17 protein-coding genes and 2 pseudogenes are annotated in these 18,232 nt (G+C 54.2%); 15 read left to right on the plus strand and 4 right to left on the minus strand.

Annotated elements, in window-relative coordinates:
• Positions 1 to 2: 2 nt before the first annotated feature.
• Complete coding sequence (locus tag L5220_RS00340; protein WP_448515020.1) at positions 3 to 809, plus strand: DUF8738 domain-containing protein; 807 nt, start codon at positions 3 to 5, stop codon at positions 807 to 809.
• On the opposite strand, the gene L5220_RS00345 is transcribed toward L5220_RS00340, so the two are convergent.
• Positions 806 to 1,324, minus strand: a complete 519-nt coding sequence (locus tag L5220_RS00345) for an alpha/beta hydrolase (RefSeq protein WP_499570907.1) — start codon at positions 1,322 to 1,324, stop codon at positions 806 to 808. The two genes, L5220_RS00340 and L5220_RS00345, sit on opposite strands and share 4 nt — an antisense overlap.
• Before the next feature lie 131 nt (positions 1,325 to 1,455).
• Between L5220_RS00345 and L5220_RS00350 the strand changes: the two genes are divergently transcribed.
• The 9 genes and pseudogenes from L5220_RS00350 to L5220_RS00390 all read left to right on the plus strand — a co-directional run bounded on the left by L5220_RS00350 (position 1,456) and on the right by L5220_RS00390 (position 14,123).
• Positions 1,456 to 3,129: a DNA polymerase III subunit gamma/tau gene (locus L5220_RS00350; RefSeq protein WP_499570909.1), complete on the plus strand. Its 1,674-nt coding sequence runs from the start codon at positions 1,456 to 1,458 to the stop codon at positions 3,127 to 3,129.
• A gap of 151 nt (positions 3,130 to 3,280) precedes the next feature.
• Positions 3,281 to 4,479 (plus strand): annotated as a pseudogene (locus L5220_RS00355) (ISL3 family transposase).
• 51 nt (positions 4,480 to 4,530) lie between these two features.
• Positions 4,531 to 4,721: pseudogene (locus tag L5220_RS00360) on the plus strand (IS1 family transposase); the annotation flags it as partial.
• Between the two features lie 18 nt (positions 4,722 to 4,739).
• The gene (locus tag L5220_RS00365; protein WP_499570911.1) at positions 4,740 to 6,248 is read left to right on the plus strand and encodes a hypothetical protein; all 1,509 of its coding nucleotides are present in this window, start codon (positions 4,740 to 4,742) and stop codon (positions 6,246 to 6,248) included.
• Positions 6,249 to 6,334: 86 nt separating this feature from the next.
• Entirely contained in the window at positions 6,335 to 7,360 is a 1,026-nt protein-coding gene (locus tag L5220_RS00370; protein ID WP_499570912.1) for a hypothetical protein, read from the plus strand.
• Between the two features lie 71 nt (positions 7,361 to 7,431).
• On the plus strand, positions 7,432 to 9,579 hold the full coding sequence (locus tag L5220_RS00375; RefSeq protein ID WP_499570914.1) for a polyribonucleotide nucleotidyltransferase: 2,148 nt from the start codon (positions 7,432 to 7,434) through the stop codon (positions 9,577 to 9,579).
• A 26-nt stretch (positions 9,580 to 9,605) separates the two neighbouring features.
• The gene (glyS, locus tag L5220_RS00380; RefSeq protein ID WP_499570916.1) at positions 9,606 to 11,780 is read left to right on the plus strand and encodes a glycine--tRNA ligase subunit beta; all 2,175 of its coding nucleotides are present in this window, start codon (positions 9,606 to 9,608) and stop codon (positions 11,778 to 11,780) included.
• Positions 11,781 to 11,920: 140 nt separating this feature from the next.
• Positions 11,921 to 12,847, plus strand: coding sequence for a heterocyst master regulator PatR (gene patR, locus L5220_RS00385; RefSeq protein WP_499570917.1), 927 nt, complete (start codon positions 11,921 to 11,923; stop codon positions 12,845 to 12,847).
• A gap of 112 nt (positions 12,848 to 12,959) precedes the next feature.
• Positions 12,960 to 14,123 carry a GuaB3 family IMP dehydrogenase-related protein gene (locus L5220_RS00390; RefSeq protein WP_499570918.1) on the plus strand — a complete coding sequence of 388 codons (1,164 nt, stop codon included), beginning with the start codon at positions 12,960 to 12,962 and terminating at the stop codon, positions 14,121 to 14,123.
• Here the strand turns inward: L5220_RS00390 and L5220_RS00395 are convergent.
• Positions 14,090 to 14,827, minus strand: a complete 738-nt coding sequence (locus L5220_RS00395) for a C40 family peptidase (protein WP_499570920.1) — start codon at positions 14,825 to 14,827, stop codon at positions 14,090 to 14,092. The two genes, L5220_RS00390 and L5220_RS00395, sit on opposite strands and share 34 nt — an antisense overlap.
• A 359-nt stretch (positions 14,828 to 15,186) precedes the next feature.
• Here L5220_RS00395 and L5220_RS00400 point away from each other — a divergent pair, with 359 nt between their 5' ends.
• From L5220_RS00400 to L5220_RS00410, 3 genes are read left to right on the plus strand one after another with little or no spacing between them, the layout of a single operon-like run.
• Positions 15,187 to 15,366: a 50S ribosomal protein L32 gene (locus tag L5220_RS00400; RefSeq protein ID WP_099798715.1), complete on the plus strand. Its 180-nt coding sequence runs from the start codon at positions 15,187 to 15,189 to the stop codon at positions 15,364 to 15,366.
• Between the two features lie 2 nt (positions 15,367 to 15,368).
• Complete coding sequence (locus L5220_RS00405; protein ID WP_099798714.1) at positions 15,369 to 15,542, plus strand: CAB/ELIP/HLIP family chlorophyll-binding protein; 174 nt, start codon at positions 15,369 to 15,371, stop codon at positions 15,540 to 15,542.
• Positions 15,543 to 15,567: 25 nt separating this feature from the next.
• Positions 15,568 to 16,350: a sterol desaturase family protein gene (locus tag L5220_RS00410; RefSeq protein WP_099798713.1), complete on the plus strand. Its 783-nt coding sequence runs from the start codon at positions 15,568 to 15,570 to the stop codon at positions 16,348 to 16,350.
• Here the strand turns inward: L5220_RS00410 and L5220_RS00415 are convergent.
• Both L5220_RS00415 and L5220_RS00420 read right to left on the minus strand, forming a co-directional pair.
• Positions 16,318 to 16,962 (minus strand): DUF4033 domain-containing protein, encoded by a 645-nt coding sequence (locus L5220_RS00415; protein ID WP_499570922.1) that lies wholly within the window; start codon positions 16,960 to 16,962, stop codon positions 16,318 to 16,320. The two genes, L5220_RS00410 and L5220_RS00415, sit on opposite strands and share 33 nt — an antisense overlap.
• Complete coding sequence (locus tag L5220_RS00420; protein ID WP_448515133.1) at positions 16,949 to 17,620, minus strand: hypothetical protein; 672 nt, start codon at positions 17,618 to 17,620, stop codon at positions 16,949 to 16,951. The genes L5220_RS00415 and L5220_RS00420 overlap by 14 nt, the downstream gene beginning before the upstream one ends.
• 109 nt (positions 17,621 to 17,729) lie before the next feature.
• On the opposite strand from L5220_RS00420, the gene L5220_RS00425 reads away from it, so the two are divergent.
• Together L5220_RS00425 and L5220_RS00430 are read left to right on the plus strand one after the other, a co-directional pair.
• Positions 17,730 to 17,906: an Asl3888 family RNA-binding protein gene (locus L5220_RS00425; protein ID WP_448515132.1), complete on the plus strand. Its 177-nt coding sequence runs from the start codon at positions 17,730 to 17,732 to the stop codon at positions 17,904 to 17,906.
• A 22-nt stretch (positions 17,907 to 17,928) separates the two neighbouring features.
• Positions 17,929 to 18,228, plus strand: a complete 300-nt coding sequence (locus L5220_RS00430) for a TMEM165/GDT1 family protein (RefSeq protein ID WP_499570924.1) — start codon at positions 17,929 to 17,931, stop codon at positions 18,226 to 18,228.
• The last annotated feature ends 4 nt before the right edge of the window (positions 18,229 to 18,232 follow it).

Raw genomic sequence — 18,232 nt, forward strand, 5'->3', positions numbered from 1 at the left:
ACATGGGCAGGAGACGAGCCATGGGCTATTGGCTAGGGGCTTATGCACTGCTGGCAGGGGTGAGCCCCCTACAGGCGCAACCCTCCGTGCCGCCAGCAGAACTCGTCCAGCGGGCGATCGCCGCCGCCGCTACTCAGTTTGGGGAAGAACCCACTCAAATTACCGTAGCGAAAGTGCAGCCCCGAGTCTGGTCCGATGGCTGTTTAGGGCTGGGGGGTCTGCGCCCCAACTGCCCCGAACGCCTCACCCCAGGGTGGGAAATTACCCTCACCAACCCCAATGCGCCCTATCCCCAGCAATGGGTGTACCGCACTAATCAAAGTGGATCTCTGCTGCTGTGGGATGCGGCAGGAAGCCAGATGATAGGTACCCTCATTCAGCGCCCCCAGCGGCTTGCCCCAGACGACCAACCACCAGCCTTACCTGAGTCAGCGATCTTTCGAGTGATTCGCCAAACCACCTTAGATCGTCCCCCCCAAACCACCCTCCTGTTTAGGGATGGCCGCATTGTTCAAGAAACCCCTACCCAACGGGGAGACACCCTAACCCGCACCCTGCGCACCATCTCGCCAGCGCTAGTGACTGAGTTCACAACGTTGTTAGAGGAACGCCGATTTCAACGGTTTGACGGGATTGATTTTGTTGCCCCCAGTACAACGGTGCCCGTGGCCAGCAATATCATTTCCACCCCAACAGCAACCGTCCGGATTGCCGAAGCTAACGAATACCGCCTCGCATCTGACCTAGTCGCAGTGCTACGGGCATGGGAAATGCTCATCGAGCGGGGGCAGTTGCCTAAGAAGCCCTAGTTTGCTGGTTGTTGCTGACGGGACAAGTACTGCTCCATCAGGGGTTTGTTCGCCTCTAAAATGGCCTGCATCTGCATAATATCAATTGTCATGGTTGACTCAGGATAGGCGTCTAAAAACGCTAGCAACGTTAGGCCGCCTTCTGCCTCAAGACCTTTCATCATCGCTGTTTTCAAGGCGGCAATGCCTTCACTGTCCGGTCGCAGGGTTGCTGCTGCTACAGCTTTTAGGAGGTCTTCGCCCTGATCGTTGCTAGCAAGGGTTTGGAGTTGCTCGGCAGTAACCGGAAACGGTAAGCTTAAGAGCTGCCGAAACTCTGCCTGCTGTTCAGGTGTAGCCATCGACAGCATGAGCTTGAGGTTGCCGCTGGCTGTCCCTGTTTCAACGTAGGCACGTAGATCGGCCACCGGAATTTGAATTCCCTGTTGACTTTGGGCACCAAAGACGAGGTTTAGGGTCTCCGCTGCCAACCCCGGGGCGATCGCCCCCATGGTGAAAAGCACACTACTCAGCAAAACTGATGATATCCAATAGCGCATCCCACATTCACTCCAGCAAGCAACATCTAAAACGCCGACAATGGTACTGAGGCCATGTCAACCGTGGTTTACTCTTAAGACGATCTAACGCTGAAATAGTTGCCTGTGTGAGTTACGAGCCGCTACACCACAAGTATCGTCCCCAACGGTTTGCTGATCTCGTGGGGCAAGGGGCGATCGCCACTACCCTCAGCCAAGCCCTGACCCAAGAACGAATTGCCCCGGCCTACCTGTTTTGCGGGCCACGGGGGACGGGTAAAACTTCCAGTGCCCGTATTCTGGCGAAATCCCTTAACTGCCTGCGCCATCCTAAACCAACCCCCACTCCCTGCGGTGAGTGTGACGTGTGCCGCCAAGTAGCCAGCAGCAACAGCCTTGATGTCATTGAAATCGATGCTGCCAGCCATACGGGTGTGGATAATATCCGCGAACTCATTGAAAAAGCCCAATTTGCCCCCGTTCAGTGCCGCTACAAAGTGTATGTCATTGACGAGTGCCATATGCTCAGCAGTTCGGCGTTTAATGCTCTGCTGAAAACCCTTGAGGAACCGCCGCCCCACGTGGTCTTTGTCTTAGCCACCACCGACCCACAGCGGGTTCTGCCCACCATTATTTCCCGCTGTCAACGCTTCGACTTTCGGCGGATTCCCCTTGCTGAGATGGTGCAACACCTCAACTACATCGCTGCTCAAGAACATATTGATATTACGCCGCAAGCGGTCACCCTTGTTGCGCAGTTATCCCAAGGGGGGCTGCGGGATGCGGAAAGTATGCTGGATCAACTGAGCTTGTACCCAGAGCAAATTACGGTACAGCACGTGTGGCAACTTGCTGGAACTGTGCCTGAGCAGGATTTGTTGGCACTCTTGCAGGTCATTGCCCGCCAAGATGCGGTTGCCGTTGTGGAGCACACTCGCCAACTGCTAGAGCGTGGACGAGACCCACTCACGGTTTTGCAGAACTTAGCAGCAATGTATCGTGATTTATTGTTAGCGAAAACCGTGCCGGAACGCCATGATCTAGTGGCATTGACCGAAGAGACATGGCAAGCCTTGACTGTAATTGCCCAGCAGTGGAGCACCGCCAACATTTTGCAGGCACAGCAGCATTTGCGCACCTGCGAAGGGCAAGTGAAACAGAGCAATCAACCCCGCCTCTGGCTGGAAGTGAGTATTTTAGGACTGCTCTCCTTAGCCCCCCTGCCGGATGCGCCAGCGGTGGCGATCGCCCCTACAATGCCACCCTTGCCTGCCCCATCCGCCCCCTCAACGCCTGTGTCTCGGGCAGATGTCCCAACGGTGCCAGAACCATCCCCGCCAGAACCCGCTCAAGCGCCGATGGCTAAGGATGATCACCTGTGGGAAACCGCACTGCAACAGATCCCAGTGAGTACCCGTGCCCTCCTCTCACAGCACGGCCATCTCCGCCGCGTTACAGAAAAAGAGGTGCGGATTGGCATTGTCAGCCAGCCGCTGCTCAATATGACTCAAACGAATCACGCCAAAATTGAAGCGGCTTTTAGGCAAGTCCTCCATCAACCAGTGAAGGTGATTCTGGAAGTTGCTGCTCCGCCAACCACCACTGCCGTATCGGAGGTACCCCCACCTCAATCTCCCCGTTTAGAGAGCAGCCATCCCTCAGCACTTCAGCCTACCGTTAGCCCCCCTGCCACCCCTAACCCAACTGCGAGTGAACTGTTACACGAATCAGCACAAAAACTGGCTCGCTTTTTTAATGGGGTTGTGATCGATGCGCTAGATGAGGCGCCCACAGCAGATTAAATTAACGTCAATTAGATGAATAGATAAATAGGCTCTAATACCATTCTTGGGCGTTGCTGAATAGACGTATGACTCTCGGGTTTGAGTCCTTTGCCGCCCGGGTCTATCGGACTTGGTATGCTAATGTAACATGCTATACGAAATCTGAGATATGCAGCTACTTCTAACTGATCTACTAAACCTACCTGGAATTGAGGTTGAAGATTATACCGATGTTGCGGGAGAATTGATTCTTATAGTGGAAGCAAAGACAACCGAGGCGATTTGCCCACGTTGCCAACAAAAAAGTTGTCATTTACACCAGAATCATTGGTATCTAGTGCGAGATTTAAGCATCAGTGGACGAACCGTATTTCTTAAGATCAATCGTCGCCAGTTTAAGTGTCGAACTTGTGGTAAGCCATTCAGTGAAACGCTCGATTTCATCGGCAATCGTCGCAAGCAAACGGATCGATTTGCTCAGTCAATCGTGCAACAGGTTTTGCACAGCAACATTCATAATGTTGCAATTTCAAATGGTCTCACTGATGAAGAAGTATGGTCAATGGTACAGTATGTCAGTAAAAAAAACTCAACGTCGATGTGAGTTCAGTAAAACGATTAGGTATAGATGAGATTTCCTTAGGTAAAGGACAAGGAGATTACATAGTTGTTTTGGTCGATTTAGAGCGGCGAATTCCCCTTGCCCCTTCTCGCAAGCAGGAAGATGTGAGGCACGTGCTTGAGGCATGGGGAGCAGCAGTACTCAATCAAATTATTGAGGTGAGCATTGACCTATCTGGAAACTATAAAAGTTTGGTTCATAAACTTCTACCTAATGCTACGGTGGTTGCCGACCGATTTCATGTTATGAAGATTGTGAATCAGGAATTGGATAAGGCTCGACAAAGTATTTGTAAAGCGAAGACGGTAAATGAAGTCAAGAAAGCCCAGATTGCAGCCGCGCTCAAACAAAGTAAATATGCGTTACTCAAGCCGGAGGAAAATCTAACTCAGAAGCAAAAAGCAAAACTGGAAGACATTCGAGAAGTAGTGCCAAGTCTGGCTCGAATGCATCAGGAAAAGGAATCGTTTAGAGCCATCTTTGAGCAAGCAAAAGATTGGAAAGATGGAACCTTTCAATTGCTCGATTGGTGAGCTCAAGCTCAGGATTCTTTTCAAGAGAGCGTAAGAACAATTTGTCGGTGGTTTGGTGAAGTCACCGCCTATTTTGATAATCACACAAATAGTGGTGTTGTTGAAGGTATTAACAATAAATTGAAGCTGATCAAGCGGTCAGGTTATGGGTTCAGGAACTTTGACAATTTTCAGTTACGTTGCTTAATTTGCTGGCATTTAGCTATTGATTAAGCATAACTCGGACGATAGAGCCAAAGTACGGGGCTACCAAGCAACCCCAATGTGTTGCCGAGGAAGCGTCATCAAGCGGTTGGTAAGGATAGTGGTCAAGACTAGCTCCATTGAACAACACCCTGAGGCAACGGGTGTCTCGATTAGTCCGCCAAACCTTATCCTTCTCAAAATCCCTAGACAATCATATCGGTGCGATCTGGTATTTCATCCATGCTTACAATGCATCATTACCTGTGTAGGACTATTGAGGATTTGATTTGAAGATTGGGATTATCACGATTGGCAAGCGTCAGGTGGGCTGGCGCAGTCGGGATGGCATTGTCCGCAGTTTTGGTGCGGATGGCGGCAGTGACCCTCCCCACGTTGATGATCTCTACAGAGAGTTTGGTCAAAAGCGTGGTCAAGAGGATGCCGCCGAACCAAAATCCCAGCATGGTGTCCGCCACCTTGGGGAACTGGCCTATCGCCACTGCCTTGCCCAGCAAGACTTTTCTGCCGTAGTGTTATTGCTGGATCAGGTGGTTTTAGAGGAGTGTTTCAGTGACTCTTGTGAACCTGCCGACGTGATCCTTGTGGCCACGGACCAGCCGCAGACAGTTGCTTGGCAGTTTTACCGTGATGATACCTGCTGGCTGGCGGAACTGATGGCCGGTGCGATTCGGCAACGATTTCCTCATATTACCGTTAGGGTGTGGGTGTGTCATCAGCCCCTTAGCGAGACGGAAACTGTGCGTGCCTGGATTGCGCAACAGCTGCAACAGTACCTTAAGATCTGCCCAGAAGGCGGATCCCTTTACCTACAGCTCAAGGGATCTGCGCCGCAACTGGCCAGTGCTGTGGAAATGATAGCAGTGATTGCAATGCGGCAGTTCTCCATTAGTATTAGTCACCTCATTCCCGTAGAACCCACCCCCTTTTTTGCGGCTGACAGCCAATCTGCCCGCTTTGCCACCACCTTGAAAATAATTCACTTAGGGGAAGCATTTTGGCCTTTAGAGCAGCAACGGATTGAAATGGCATGGCAGCGGGGGCACTTTATGACTGCCAGCGTCCTTTTAGAACCTCATCGCGATCGCCACGAAGCCCTGTACCAACTGGCTAATCGCTTAGCCATGGCCACGAATTGGCAAATCAAGGAGATGCTCAAACAATTGCAAGGGCAGCATTGGCTGGATCAACGAGCCACCAAACAAGTAACCACTAAAGCGCAACGTCAGCAGTGGCAGCAGGCTATTAGCCAACGCTGTCCCGCCAAGGCAGAAACCCGAGAGAGTAAGTTCCTGAAAATTTGGGAGTCGGAATTACTGATTGAACTCAGCCTGCGGCAAACAAACTACACTTTTGCCTTCATGCAGTTTGCCCAAATGCTTGAGCGGCTTCTCTTTTTGCGGTACGACACCGAGAATTGGCGGGAACAGGGGKATTTGGAGCCACCGCCAACAATCGCTTGGCAAGGAGAACCAAGTTTGGGGTCTCTATGGCGCGGATGGGTCACCTGCCACGGGCGATCGGCGGAAGATCCGTTGGTTAAACGGCTTGAGATGATTAATCAGTACCGCAATAGCGTTGTCCATCGCAGCGCTCCTATGAGCCGCAGTCAACTCCAAGACATCGCGGCAACGTCGGGGGATACGCCTGAGCACATCCATGGGGGGCTGCTACAATTGCTAGAGGAGATTGCTGACCCTCGACCTAATCTCCTCGTGACGCGATCGCTCTATGGATGGGGGCTAGAGCAATTACGCCTGACTCTTCAGAACCGATGATAGTTATCTCATTCGTCTCATTTTTGACAAAACCTTGACCCAAAATCTAGACAAGTAACATAACCAATCAGCAGTATTCGTGTTCAATGGAACCTCTCCTTGACGGCACTATTCTTGTTCCCAATCCTCTGCCTCCATTCGCTGCCCGCCGCCGCTTACTGCATGTGAATGGCGTGAGTAGCGATCGCGCCAAGCAACAGCGGGATCTCAATCGCCTTGCTGAGTTAACGGCTGCCCATCCCCTTGAGATTCGCGGCATCCATAACCAAACCCACGGTCTCCAAGCCGACCTGTTGGAAAGTTTACTGGGCAAAGCAGAACTCTACCATTTTTGGCCAACAGTAGAAAACAACGACCGTACCGGCGATCGCCGGCGTGCCTATGCCAAACTCCTTGAACAACTCATCACCAAAGAACTGGGTGATGATGCAGATATGTTGGCGATCGCCCAGCCCAAGGAGGTGCAACACCGTCCCCTGACCCCTGAGACCCCCGCCGCCATCAGCAGCCTTTTAGCGTTACCCTTTTTACAGCGCCTTGGCTGGAGTGATTTTGCCCAATACCTCTACGGCGTATTCCCGGCAGGGGCACCCCGTCCCACCCTGCGCCTCGCCTATGAAATTGTCAAAGGGCTACAAGCCGGTGCTGAATTATACCTAGTGGCTCACAGTCAAGGGCTGATCATTACAGCCTTAGCCTGTCACATTGTGCGGGAGTTACTCCTGCCCCAAACCAAATGGATGGAGACCATCCATATCATTGGCTACGGCCCAGTGATTCTCTTTGCCGATTTACCTGTTGAACTGCAAGCGCGCACCATTTTTCTGCAACACCGCCAAGATGTTGTCGCTGAAACCCTGAGCAACCTCCGCAATTTGGATGTGTGGACAAATCTGCAAACCCAGTTCCAAAAAGCATTGCACTATGCCGATGACTTATTGCAAACCGTACATACCGATAGCCATCACACTGCTAGTTTTTACTTGGGTCTCAGCCCAGAAGCCGCCAGCCAGCGATCGGCGCAGTTGCTGCAAATACTGCTGACCCAGAATTGGACTGCCACCCCCAGCCTTGCTGCTCTTTGCGGCAGCCGCTTGATCCTCGAGCATTGAGCCAGCGGATTAGGAGCAGAAGCAGCTATCCTAGTAAAGAAGAAGAAATAGAAGGACAGAATAGAGCACAAATGAATGGTCTGGAAAAGATTATCCCCCTAGATGGCAGGGATATTAAGGTTGTACTGCAAAAGTTTGCACCCCAGGCAGCGGGTTCAATTCTCATCAGCTCCGGTGAAACAGCAGTTCTCGTGACAGCCAATCGGGCCGGTGCCCGCGAAGGTATCGATTTTCTCCCCCTTGTCGTGGACTACGAAGAGCGTCTTTATGCCGCTGGTCGCATTCCTGGCGGTTTTTTACGGCGTGAAGGTCGCCCCCCCGAAAAAGCAATTCTCATTGGTCGCCTCATCGACCGTCCCTTGCGACCCCTCTTTCCCCAGTGGTTACGGGATGATTTGCAAGTGGTTGCGACTACGGTGTCCCTCGATGAAAATGTGCCCCCTGATGTGTTGGCAGTCACCGGTGCCTCCATCGCCGTGTTGCTGGCGCAAATTCCCTTTCATGGCCCGATGGCGGCGGTTCGGGTGGGACTGGTCGGGGATGAATTTATTATTAACCCCACCTACCAAGAAATTGAACGCGGCGGCCTTGATTTAGTTGTGGCAGGKACGCCTGACGGKGTCGTGATGGTCGAAGCCGGCGCCAACCAACTCCCTGAAGCCGATATGGTCGAGGCCATTGATTTTGGCTATGAAGTCATCCAAGACCTCATTCAAGCCCAGCGGGATCTGCTGACGGAGCTAGGGCTAGAGATTATCCAAGCACCGCCGCCAGTGGTTGACCCCACCCTAGAAAACTTTATCTACGAACGCGCCACTGCTCCTGTGACGGCGATTCTCAAGCGCTTTGAGAAAGATAAAAATGTTCGGGATGCTGCCCTAGATGAGGTGCAAGGGGCGATCGCCCAAGAGATTGCCAATCTGCCCCCAGAGGATCCAGTGGCCGTTGCCGCCGCCGCCAACCCCAAAGCCCTAGCCACCCTCTTTAAGGCCGTCACCAAGAAACTGATGCGCCAGCAAATTATTACCGAGGGCGTGCGGGTGGATGGTCGCCGTTTAGACGAAGTACGACCCATTTGGTGCGAAGTTGGTGTGCTGCCAGATCGCGTCCATGGCAGTGCCCTGTTTAACCGTGGCCTAACCCAAGTCTTGTCGGTGACCACCCTTGGCTCCCCGGCAGATGCCCAAGCGCTCGACGATCTCCACCCCGAAGACACGAAGCGCTACCTCCACCACTACAACTTTCCCCCCTATTCTGTGGGGGAAGTCAGGCCGTTGCGCTCTCCCGGACGACGGGAGATTGGCCATGGTGCCCTTGCAGAGCGTGCCCTTGAGCCGGTGCTACCGCCTAAAGATCAGTTTCCCTACGTCATCCGTGTTGTGTCGGAAGTATTGTCCTCCGATGGCTCCACCTCCATGGCATCAGTCTGCGGCTCCACCCTCTCGCTGATGGATACCGGCGTGCCCATTAGCAAACCGGTGAGTGGCGCAGCGATGGGGCTGATTAAAGAAGGCGATGAAATTCGCATCCTCACCGATATTCAGGGTATTGAGGATTTCCTTGGAGATATGGACTTCAAAGTTGCGGGGACAGATAGTGGCATCACCGCCCTGCAAATGGACATGAAAATTACCGGCCTACCCGTGGCGGTGATCAAGCAGGCGATTGAGCAGGCACGACCCGCCCGACTGCATATTCTTGAAAAAATGTTGGCGGTTATTGGCACCCACCGCTTAGAATTGCGCGATAGTGTACCACGGTTGCTGACGTTGCAGATCCCCGCCGATACCATTGGCCTAGTCATTGGTCCTGGGGGGAAAACAGTGCGCGGCATTTCCGAGCAGTTTGGAGTCAAGATTGATATTGCCGAAGACGGAATCGTGACCATTAGTGCGCCCAATGCTGCAAATGCCAAGCAGGCTCGCAGTGCCATTGAAGCCTTAACCCGTAAACTCAATGCGGGGGATGTCTATTTGGGTAAAGTGACGCGGATTATCCCCATTGGCGCATTTGTTGAGTTTCTACCCGGAAAAGAGGGCATGATCCACATTTCCCAATTGGCCGAGTATCGGGTTGGCAAGGTCGAGGATGAAGTGAATGTTGGCGATGAAATCGTCGTCAAAATTCGCGAAGTTGATAACAAAGGACGCATTAACCTCACTCGCTTGGGAATTCATCCCGACGAAGCGCAAGCCGTTCATGCTCGCGCAAATCGCTAAGCTCATCCATCTCGTATTCAAGGTTCATGCCAAAGTCTGCTCAGCATACGTTCCTTTTAGAGGTGGGAACGGAAGATTTACCGGCTCGGTTTGTTGCGAGCGCGATCGCCCAGTGGCAAGCGATCGTTCCGGCAACGTTGCAGGAGCATGGTCTCAGTGGCACGGTTCAGGTGTTAGCCACCCCTCGTCGCCTAGCCGTGCTCATTGAGGATCTACCAGCCCAGCAGCCAGATCAGTCCCTCGAGATCAAAGGGCCAGCTGCCAGTGCTGCCTTTCGCGATGGCGAACCCACGCCTGCGTTGCTCGGCTTCTTGCGCTCTCGCCAAGGAGACCTGAAGGAGATTGAGGTGCGAGCCACCCCCAAGGGAGACGTGGTCTATCTGCGGCAAGTCCGCCCTGGTCAACCCACGCCTGATCTGTTGAGCCACCTGAGTCGGCAGTGGCTAGAGACCCTTGACGGGCCTCGTTTTATGCGCTGGGGAGATGGGGACCTACGATTTGCGCGCCCGATTCGTTGGTTAGTGCTGCTCTGGGATGATCAGGTGCTGCCCTTGACGTTGCACAGCCATTCAGTTTGCATTGTCAGCGATCGCCACACCCAAGGCCATCGCGTCCTAGCCTCAGAGACGATTGCCCTGTCCCATGGGAGGGACTACGCTAGAGCGCTAGAAACCGCAGGGGTGCTCGTGGATCCCCGCGCCCGTGAAGCAACAATCCGCAAGCAAATTCATGAGCTAGCCAAGGAGGTAGGGGGCTGGGTAGATCTGGAGGTTCCCCTGATGGAGGAGGTCACCCACTTGGTAGAGTGGCCAACAGCTGTTCTAGGCGCCTTTGAGCCACGATTTCTAGGGCTACCCCTAGAGGTGATCACCACGGTGTTGATCTCGCACCAGCGGTATTTTCCGGTTTATACCGATAACCAACGCCAAGCCCTGCTACCTGCCTTTATCACCATTAGTAATGGCGCTCCCACCGCCACCCCCCTCATTCGCGCAGGCAATGAGCGGGTGATCCGCGCTCGGCTTGCGGATGCAGAATTTTTCTATAACGCCGATACTGCCCAGCCCCTAGAGAGCTATGTGGCCAAACTGGCAGCGGTCACGTTCCAGGATGAGCTAGGGTCCATGGCCGCCAAAGGAGAGCGAATCACTGCCCTTGCCACCACCATTGCCAAGGCGCTCAATTGTTCAGCCGCCGATCGCGCCGCGATTGAGCGAACCGCCTATCTGTGCAAAGCCGATCTGGTCACCCAGATGGTGGGGGAGTTCCCGGAGCTACAGGGGTATATGGGGCAAGTTTATGCCACCGTATCTGGGGAATCGCCAGCGGTTGCCACCGGCATCCTTGAGCATTACTTACCACGTTTTGCGGGGGATAAACTCCCTCAGACCCTCACTGGTCAGGTGGTTGGTCTGGCCGATCGCCTAGATACCCTGATTGCGTTATTTGGGTTGGGATTATGCCCTACGGGGTCGTCGGATCCCTTTGCCCTGCGGCGAGCCGCCAACGCCATCATTACCATCCTGTGGCACGGACGGTTACGCCTTAATCTGCTGGAACTGTTGCAGGAGGGCAGCCAGCAATTCTGCCAGCAATTTCAGGCTAAACTCTCCCCCAACGATCTCTACGCCCAACTTAGCCAGTTTTTTAGTCAACGGTTGCGCACCCTCCTGCAGGACGAGCAGGGGATTGACTACGATCTGGTGAATGCCATTAGTCCTGACGATGTGCCCGATCTTCAGAACCGCGCCCTTGCCGATGTCCTTGACGCGGGCGATCGCGCGCGGTTTTTACAGCAGTTGCGTGATTCTGGCCAGTTGCAAACCATCTATCCTACGGTGAATCGCGCTGCTCGCTTGGCGCGGCAGGGAGACTTAGACCCACAGCGGTTGGACTTGCGAGCGGTCAAGGCTAAGTTTCTCGAAGCTCCTATTGAAAAAGAGTTTTATGCGGCTTTGAAAGCGGCACTGCCCACCGTGAAGCAAGCACAGCAAACTCGCACCTATAGCGATATTGTCACCACCCTACAAACCCTCACCCCCATCGTCAGTCGCTTTTTTGATGGTGATGAGAGCGTGCTGGTTATGGCAGACGAGAATCACCTGCGCGCCAATCGTTTAGCCTTACTGGGGCTATTGCGCAACTGTGCGGCTGTGATTGGTGACTTTGGGGCGATCGTTCACGCCGAAGCCCCCCATTAAAGACAGCAATCGCAATGATGTTGCTTAGCTCCCAAGTCGCATCGCATAATTGAGGGTACGCTCCTTTGCACTGCCGTGTCCCATTTCCCTGCTGAATATGGCTGAACTGTTCATGACCGGAAACGTTTGCGAGAACCGCTATGACTCCTGAACCCCGGGCCAAGCGCCCCCGTCCGCCCAAAAGCCAAGCCACGCCGCCCACCGCGACAGACCCAGAATTGACACCCCCAGCCAAAGCTCGCCCGGAAATTGTCAGTATCTCTTCAGGGAGTAAAAAACCAGCCCCCCCCAAGCCAGAGATGCCAGAGATGAGTGTGGCTGAACCAGCTGACACATCTGGGGCAGATATTCTCCGTCGCCCGCAACCCATCCCCCCCCCCAGCGATCGCATGCAGTACCGCGCCATCGGCGTTGTACGCGGTCGCTATGTCCCTGCTAGCGAAACCGAATTTAACCGTGGTGTATTAATTACGGAAGACGGCGCTGAAATTGAGACGGTTCTGTTGGGGCAGGTGATGAACCTGATTAAAAAATATCTTGATCTCAACGAATCCCATCTGTGGGTGGTCTATCCCCGTACCCGGGAGGTGGACCATGATGCTAGGTTGCATCTGCAGGTGGTTGGTGTGTGGGAACCTGAACGGTTACAGCAAGAGCAGGCGATCGATAGCGATCCCGGTGTTAGTGATGGCTATTTTTCGGTGCGCGGTGAAGTTATTTTTAATTCCCAAGACAAAAACTTTGTGGTTGTGAAAGTGCAGCAACTACCGCGCCGCCGTGGCGATAAAGTCAGAGCCTTTAAGATCAAACTTAAAGGGACGGTCTCTATGAAATCACCGGGCTATTTTTGGGATTTTCAAGTGCAGCGGGAAGGCACCACCCTAGTGGTCAATCATGCCACAGTGGTCGGTGTGTTGCCCCCCCGCAAGCTGAAGCCGAAGCGCAAACCCCGTCCCGCGACTGGTGGCAGTGCTCGCCCACAACGACCGCAGCGGCTGGGTGCGCCTCCACCGCGCCCCGCATCGTTTCAATCGATCCGGCGATCGCCCAAACCACCAGTGAACTAGTGGGTAGCGGTTACTGGTACATTAGTTGTAAATTTTTGTAAATTGTCACAGGCGCTGTGGCAATAGCTGCACCACTATGTTTTATCCACCTAATGCACCTACGAGGAACACCATGACCATTCAACTTGGGGGACACCGCACCGCCCGTCGCGCTTACGGTATTGATGAAATTGCGTTGGTTCCCGGCAGTCGTACCCTAGACCCCCAACTCGCAGATACTCGCTGGCGACTGGGCACCCTTGAGCGAGAGATTCCGATTATTGCCAGTGCCATGGATGGGGTTGTGGATGTCACAATGGCGGTCAAACTCAGCCAGATGGGGGCGTTGGGAGTGTTGAACCTCGAGGGGGTTCAAACGCGCTATGCCGATCCAGCCCCAATTCTCGAGCAGATTACCAGTGTCAGTGTGGACGAATTTGTCCCCCTGATGCAGCAACTTTATGCTCAACCCATTCAACCAGACCTCATTAGGCAGCGCATTCACGAAATTAAGTCGCAGGGGGGGATTGCTGCTGTGAGTTTAACCCCTGCGGGTGCCAGTCGCTTTGGGGATACAGTGGCAGAGGCAGGKGCCGATCTTKTATTTGTTCAGGCAACGGTAGTGTCACCATTTCATCTGGCATCCGACTCTGTGGCACCCCTAGATTTGGCGGCGTTTTGTCAGCGGATGCCTATGCCTGTGATTCTGGGTAACTGTGTCACCTACGAGGTGGCGCTCAGCCTCATGCGCTGCGGTGCTGCCGCTATTCTGGTGGGTATTGGGCCAGGAGCCGCGTGTACCTCCCGCGGAGTTTTGGGGGTAGGGGTACCGCAAGTGACGGCGATCGCTGAGTGTGCAGCCGCGCGAGATGCCTACTTCCAAGAAAGCCAACGCTATGTGGCAGTGATTGCCGATGGTGGCTTAGTGACGGGGGGCGATGTCTGTAAGTGTATTGCCTGTGGTGCCGATGCCGTGATGATGGGGTCGCCCTTTGCCCGCGCTAAGGAAGCCCCCGGTCGCGGCTATCACTGGGGGATGGCCACCCCAAGTCCGGTGCTACCTCGGGGAACCCGTATTCATGTGGGCACAACGGGCACCCTAGAGCAAATTTTGCGCGGTCCCGCCCAGCTTGATGATGGTACCCATAATTTCTTGGGGGCACTGCAAACGAGTATGGGTACTTTGGGGGCGAAAGACCTGCGGGAAATGCAGCAGGTGGAAATTGTGATTGCGCCGTCCCTCCTCACGGAAGGCAAAGTCTATCAAAAGGCGCAGAAGTTGGGCATGGGCAGGTAGCTCGACTCCACCCGCCCCGCCCCACGGAACTGTTGCCGATAGGCGGTACCCACCGGATCAGCACTGGGGAGCAAGGTATCAACACCAATGCCGTTGCGGCCACACTCTTTACCGGAGCTATGGAGGTAGTACCCCTCGCCTAGGTACAGGGCAACGTGAGTGGCCTTCTCCTTAGCACCAAAGAAGATCAGATCGCCCCGCTCCAATTTGGGTAAGACTTCGTCAATGGTTGCGCCTCTGGGGGCGATGGGGGTGGTAAAGGCCTCCTGCTGGTAGGCATCCCGCGGGAGCCAAATCCCTTGGCTGGCAAAGCTGGCCTGGATTAAGCCCGAACAATCGTAGTGAGGAGCCACTGTCCCGCCCCATAGGTATTCGTGGGGCACCCGGCGGGCTGCTTCGCAAAACTCAATAATGGCTTCAATGGCACTGACAACGGCGGCGCGATCGCAGGGGATGGGCCGATAGGGGGTGGTTGCCGGCTGTAACTTCGGGTAGTCAGATGGGTCAAGCCAGCCCCAGTACTCATCCTCCGCTAGTTGAACGTAGAGCCGAGCGGTGGGTTGTGCAGGTTGCGGAGCCGGTGCCCACAGAAAGCGTGCCGCCGCCCCTTGGGTGGCGAGGCGATCGCCTGTCGGGGCATCATAAAGATTGACGTTAGCCGCTAGGGTAAATAGTTGCAGAGACCTGTTCAGGGAATTCACCATACCAGCGCTCCGTGACATCCTCCTGACGCTGACCCCCTCAATCCCCCCGTATATGGGGGAAGGGGGCAGGTACAGCGCGGGCTTCCCAACCTCACAGTTAGGTATTCCTGCTCCACGCCACTGATCTAGGTCATAGACCCCCAACAGACCGACTTGACAGGCGGTTTCCGTTCCCCAGCGTCCTTGGGTACTACCTACACTGATTATGTCATACGGGGTATCCATGTATCCCGACGCTGACCTTTCAAGTACAGTGCGGGACTTATAGCCCCCCGCACCCCCATTAGTTAAACTTGCTGCGGATCAATATTTGCAGTATAGTTAGAGATTGCGAAAGTTGAACTCGGCGAGACACCATCATGGCCTGCCCCAAGAAAAAAACCTCGAAATCTAAGCGCAGTATGCGCCGCGCTGTTTGGAAACGTCAAGCCGCTCTTCAGGCACAACGCGCCTTGTCGATTGGTAAATCAATTTTGACTGAGCGTGCCAAAGGCTTTTACTTCCCAGAGGGTGAAGAAAATACCGACGACGAGGAGTAGGTATGGCATCGCAAACACAGCCTAGTCGATCGCCAAAGCTAGAAACCCCTAAGTATGGGTTTAATACCTTTGCTGAGCGGATGAACGGTCGAGCCGCAATGATTGGCTTAGTGGCACTGCTGGCGTGGGAATATTGGACGGGCGAAGGTTTTCTGCACTGGCTGGGCTGGCTCTAGGCGCTGAGCTGCATCACCTGCCACCATGATTCCCTATAACTTAAGTGACCCCACCCTCTTTGTGATCATGGTTGGGGTCATGTTTTTAATGATTGTCAGCCGTCTTATCCTCATTGCCGGTCTCTTTTCATTGTTTTATGGCCTAGCAGGTTACACCCCGCTCAGGAGGCGGCGCGTCAATTTGCGTCCCTATCGCCGCTGGCAATTTTGCCAGGAATTTGGTTGGTCGCTCCTCACCTCGGCTATTTTTGCACTGGCGGGGGCAGTGACGGCGGTGATTTGGCAGCAGGGCTGGACCGCTATCTACGTCGATCTCCAGTCTTGGCGGGATTACCTGTACGTGCCCGTTAGCCTCTTAGTGGTCTTACTGTTGCACGAAACCTACTACTATTGGTTGCACCGCTGGATGCACCATCCCCGTATTTATCGCCATGTGCATCGGGTACATCACCACAGCATTGTGGCTTCGCCGTGGACGGCCTTTGCCTTCCATCCGTGGGAATCGCTGCTGCAAGCCCTGTTTTTACCGGCAGTTATTTTGGTGGTGCCTCTGCATCCCTACACGATTGTGGCGCAGTTAACCGTGATGACCCTTTCCAGTGTGATTAATCATTTGAATCTAGAGATCTATCCCCGTTCCTTTGCTACCCACTGGCTGGGGCGGTGGTTCATTGGCGCGACGCACCACAGTTTGCACCACAGCCAATTTCACTGTAACTATGGCCTTTACTTTACGTTTTGGGATCGCTGGCTAGGCACCGAAAGCCAAGATTATTTAGCCCTCTTTGGCGATCGCACCCGACGTTGAACCAAGAACGTGGGGGCAGGGGTCAAGATGGGGCTGCTCAAAACAGCGCGGAATGGCAGGGGGTGGGATGGGGGTCAGCGGGGTGCCAAAGACCATTTCACAACTGTAATCGCTAAAGTTGGGGGTCATGGTGAGGGGAAGACCCAACTGGTTGCGAAAAAACTCCTCGGTGGGGTGCTTGCACAGATTGATGCACAATGCCGCGCACTCTGCTTGTGCGAGGTAGTAACACTTTTGAATCCGCACGCCGCTGAGTTGCCGTTGGGGAGTTTGCTTGGGGGAGAGCACCTCCACCCAGTAGCGATCGCTAGATCCGACTAACCAGCCCGTGAGGCGGGTGGCAAACCAAGCATTGGTTTCACACACCCAGCGCGTTGGCCGAAATAGGGTGCGGACAATGGTACTGATCCATGGGGGAATAACTTGGGCAAAAACAGCGGCAATGACCTGCTGCTGCGCTGCGGGCGATCGCCCCTGCTTCACCTGCTGGCTAATGGCAACAAAGCCCTCGTAATCTAGGCGCTGTGGCACGACGTCAATCACCCGAGCAATGGCGCGAGTGAGGTGGGCAATACACCACCGCTCTAGCCAGTTGGGGTTATGGGGTGTCATCAAGCTGGTCTAAAACGGACAATGCGGCTCGCCGCACGAGAGGCTCTGTTTCTTGGTTGAGGAGCAAGTAGAGGGCTTCCTGAGCACACTGGCGATCGCCGCGATCCACCAAGCGGCTCAACTGTCGAATGGCGATGAGACGGTGTAAGGGATTTGCATGACTCAGCTCTTGGAGCCAGCGCTGCAATTGCTGCTGTTGCTGCTGAGCCGCCACCCAGATCAACACCGTGAGTAACGCTAGTAAGAGGGCGCCTTGTAGGACAAGGGCAATGACCAACCAATGATCCGTTGCACCCTGCCAGAGATGGGTGAGGGTGTAGGTGCCCAAGCAGGCGATCGCCCCAGCAGCCACCGTAGCCCCTAGGGGGTGTTGGGCAGCCTGAGCTACTTGCGTTTTTAGGTGTTGAGCGTACTCGTAGAGCAGCCGCTGCCAGCGCGCTAACAGCCACACGGTTCCCACACCACTGAGGGTAGCCAGCAGGAGCTGACTATCCGTTTGCCACAGCAACAGTGCTCCCCCTAGCCCCACCAACGGATACAGGAATGTACGCCGCTGCCGCGCAGTGCGTGGTTGCCGCCGTGATCGTCGCAACGACGGCGTCACCCACAAGACCCACTGTTGCCAGTGAGGGGTGGAGCGATAGGTACGGGTTACCATAAACTTACTTGTTTCACTCTTGTTTCACTGTACCAATTCCGATAAGATAAAATTTCTGTCTTTATATTGCAAGTGTCTTGCCGACAGTATCCCCATCCTTGAGGTTAGCATGGCCAAACGCCGCAATCCTAAAAAAGAGAAAGCCCTTCGTAACCAAGCCTACGCCCGCAAATTTCGCAAACGCTCCACAGGTCGCTTTGGACGGCGGATGAATACCGATAACCGCACTGAAGCCAAAACAACGACTGATGGCAACACCTCCACTGACGAACTCACGGATGCCTAGCTAGAGACTCTCAAGGGTTCTCATGACCAGTCGTCCCCTACCATGGCGGGAATTTGCTGTTGCCTTTTTAACGGTTTTCTTAGCAGAGTTTGCCGATAAAACTCAGCTTGTCGTACTCGTGATGGCAGCGCGATCGCTCTCGCCATGGTTAGTCTTTCTGGGGGCGGCGCTGGCTCTCGTCAGTACCAGCCTCATTGGGGTCTTATTTGGGCGCTGGATAGCCCGCTACTTGTCACCGCAACGGCTACAAACCTTAACCGGCACTAGCTTACTGGCGATCGCTGTTTGGTTGTTGTGGGATATGCTTCATCCCTCTGGTTGAGGAA

The sequence above is a fragment of the Synechococcus sp. PCC 6716 genome, from assembly GCF_022570815.1.
GTDB classification, from domain to species: Bacteria; Cyanobacteriota; Cyanobacteriia; order Thermosynechococcales; family Thermosynechococcaceae; genus Thermosynechococcus; species Thermosynechococcus lividus.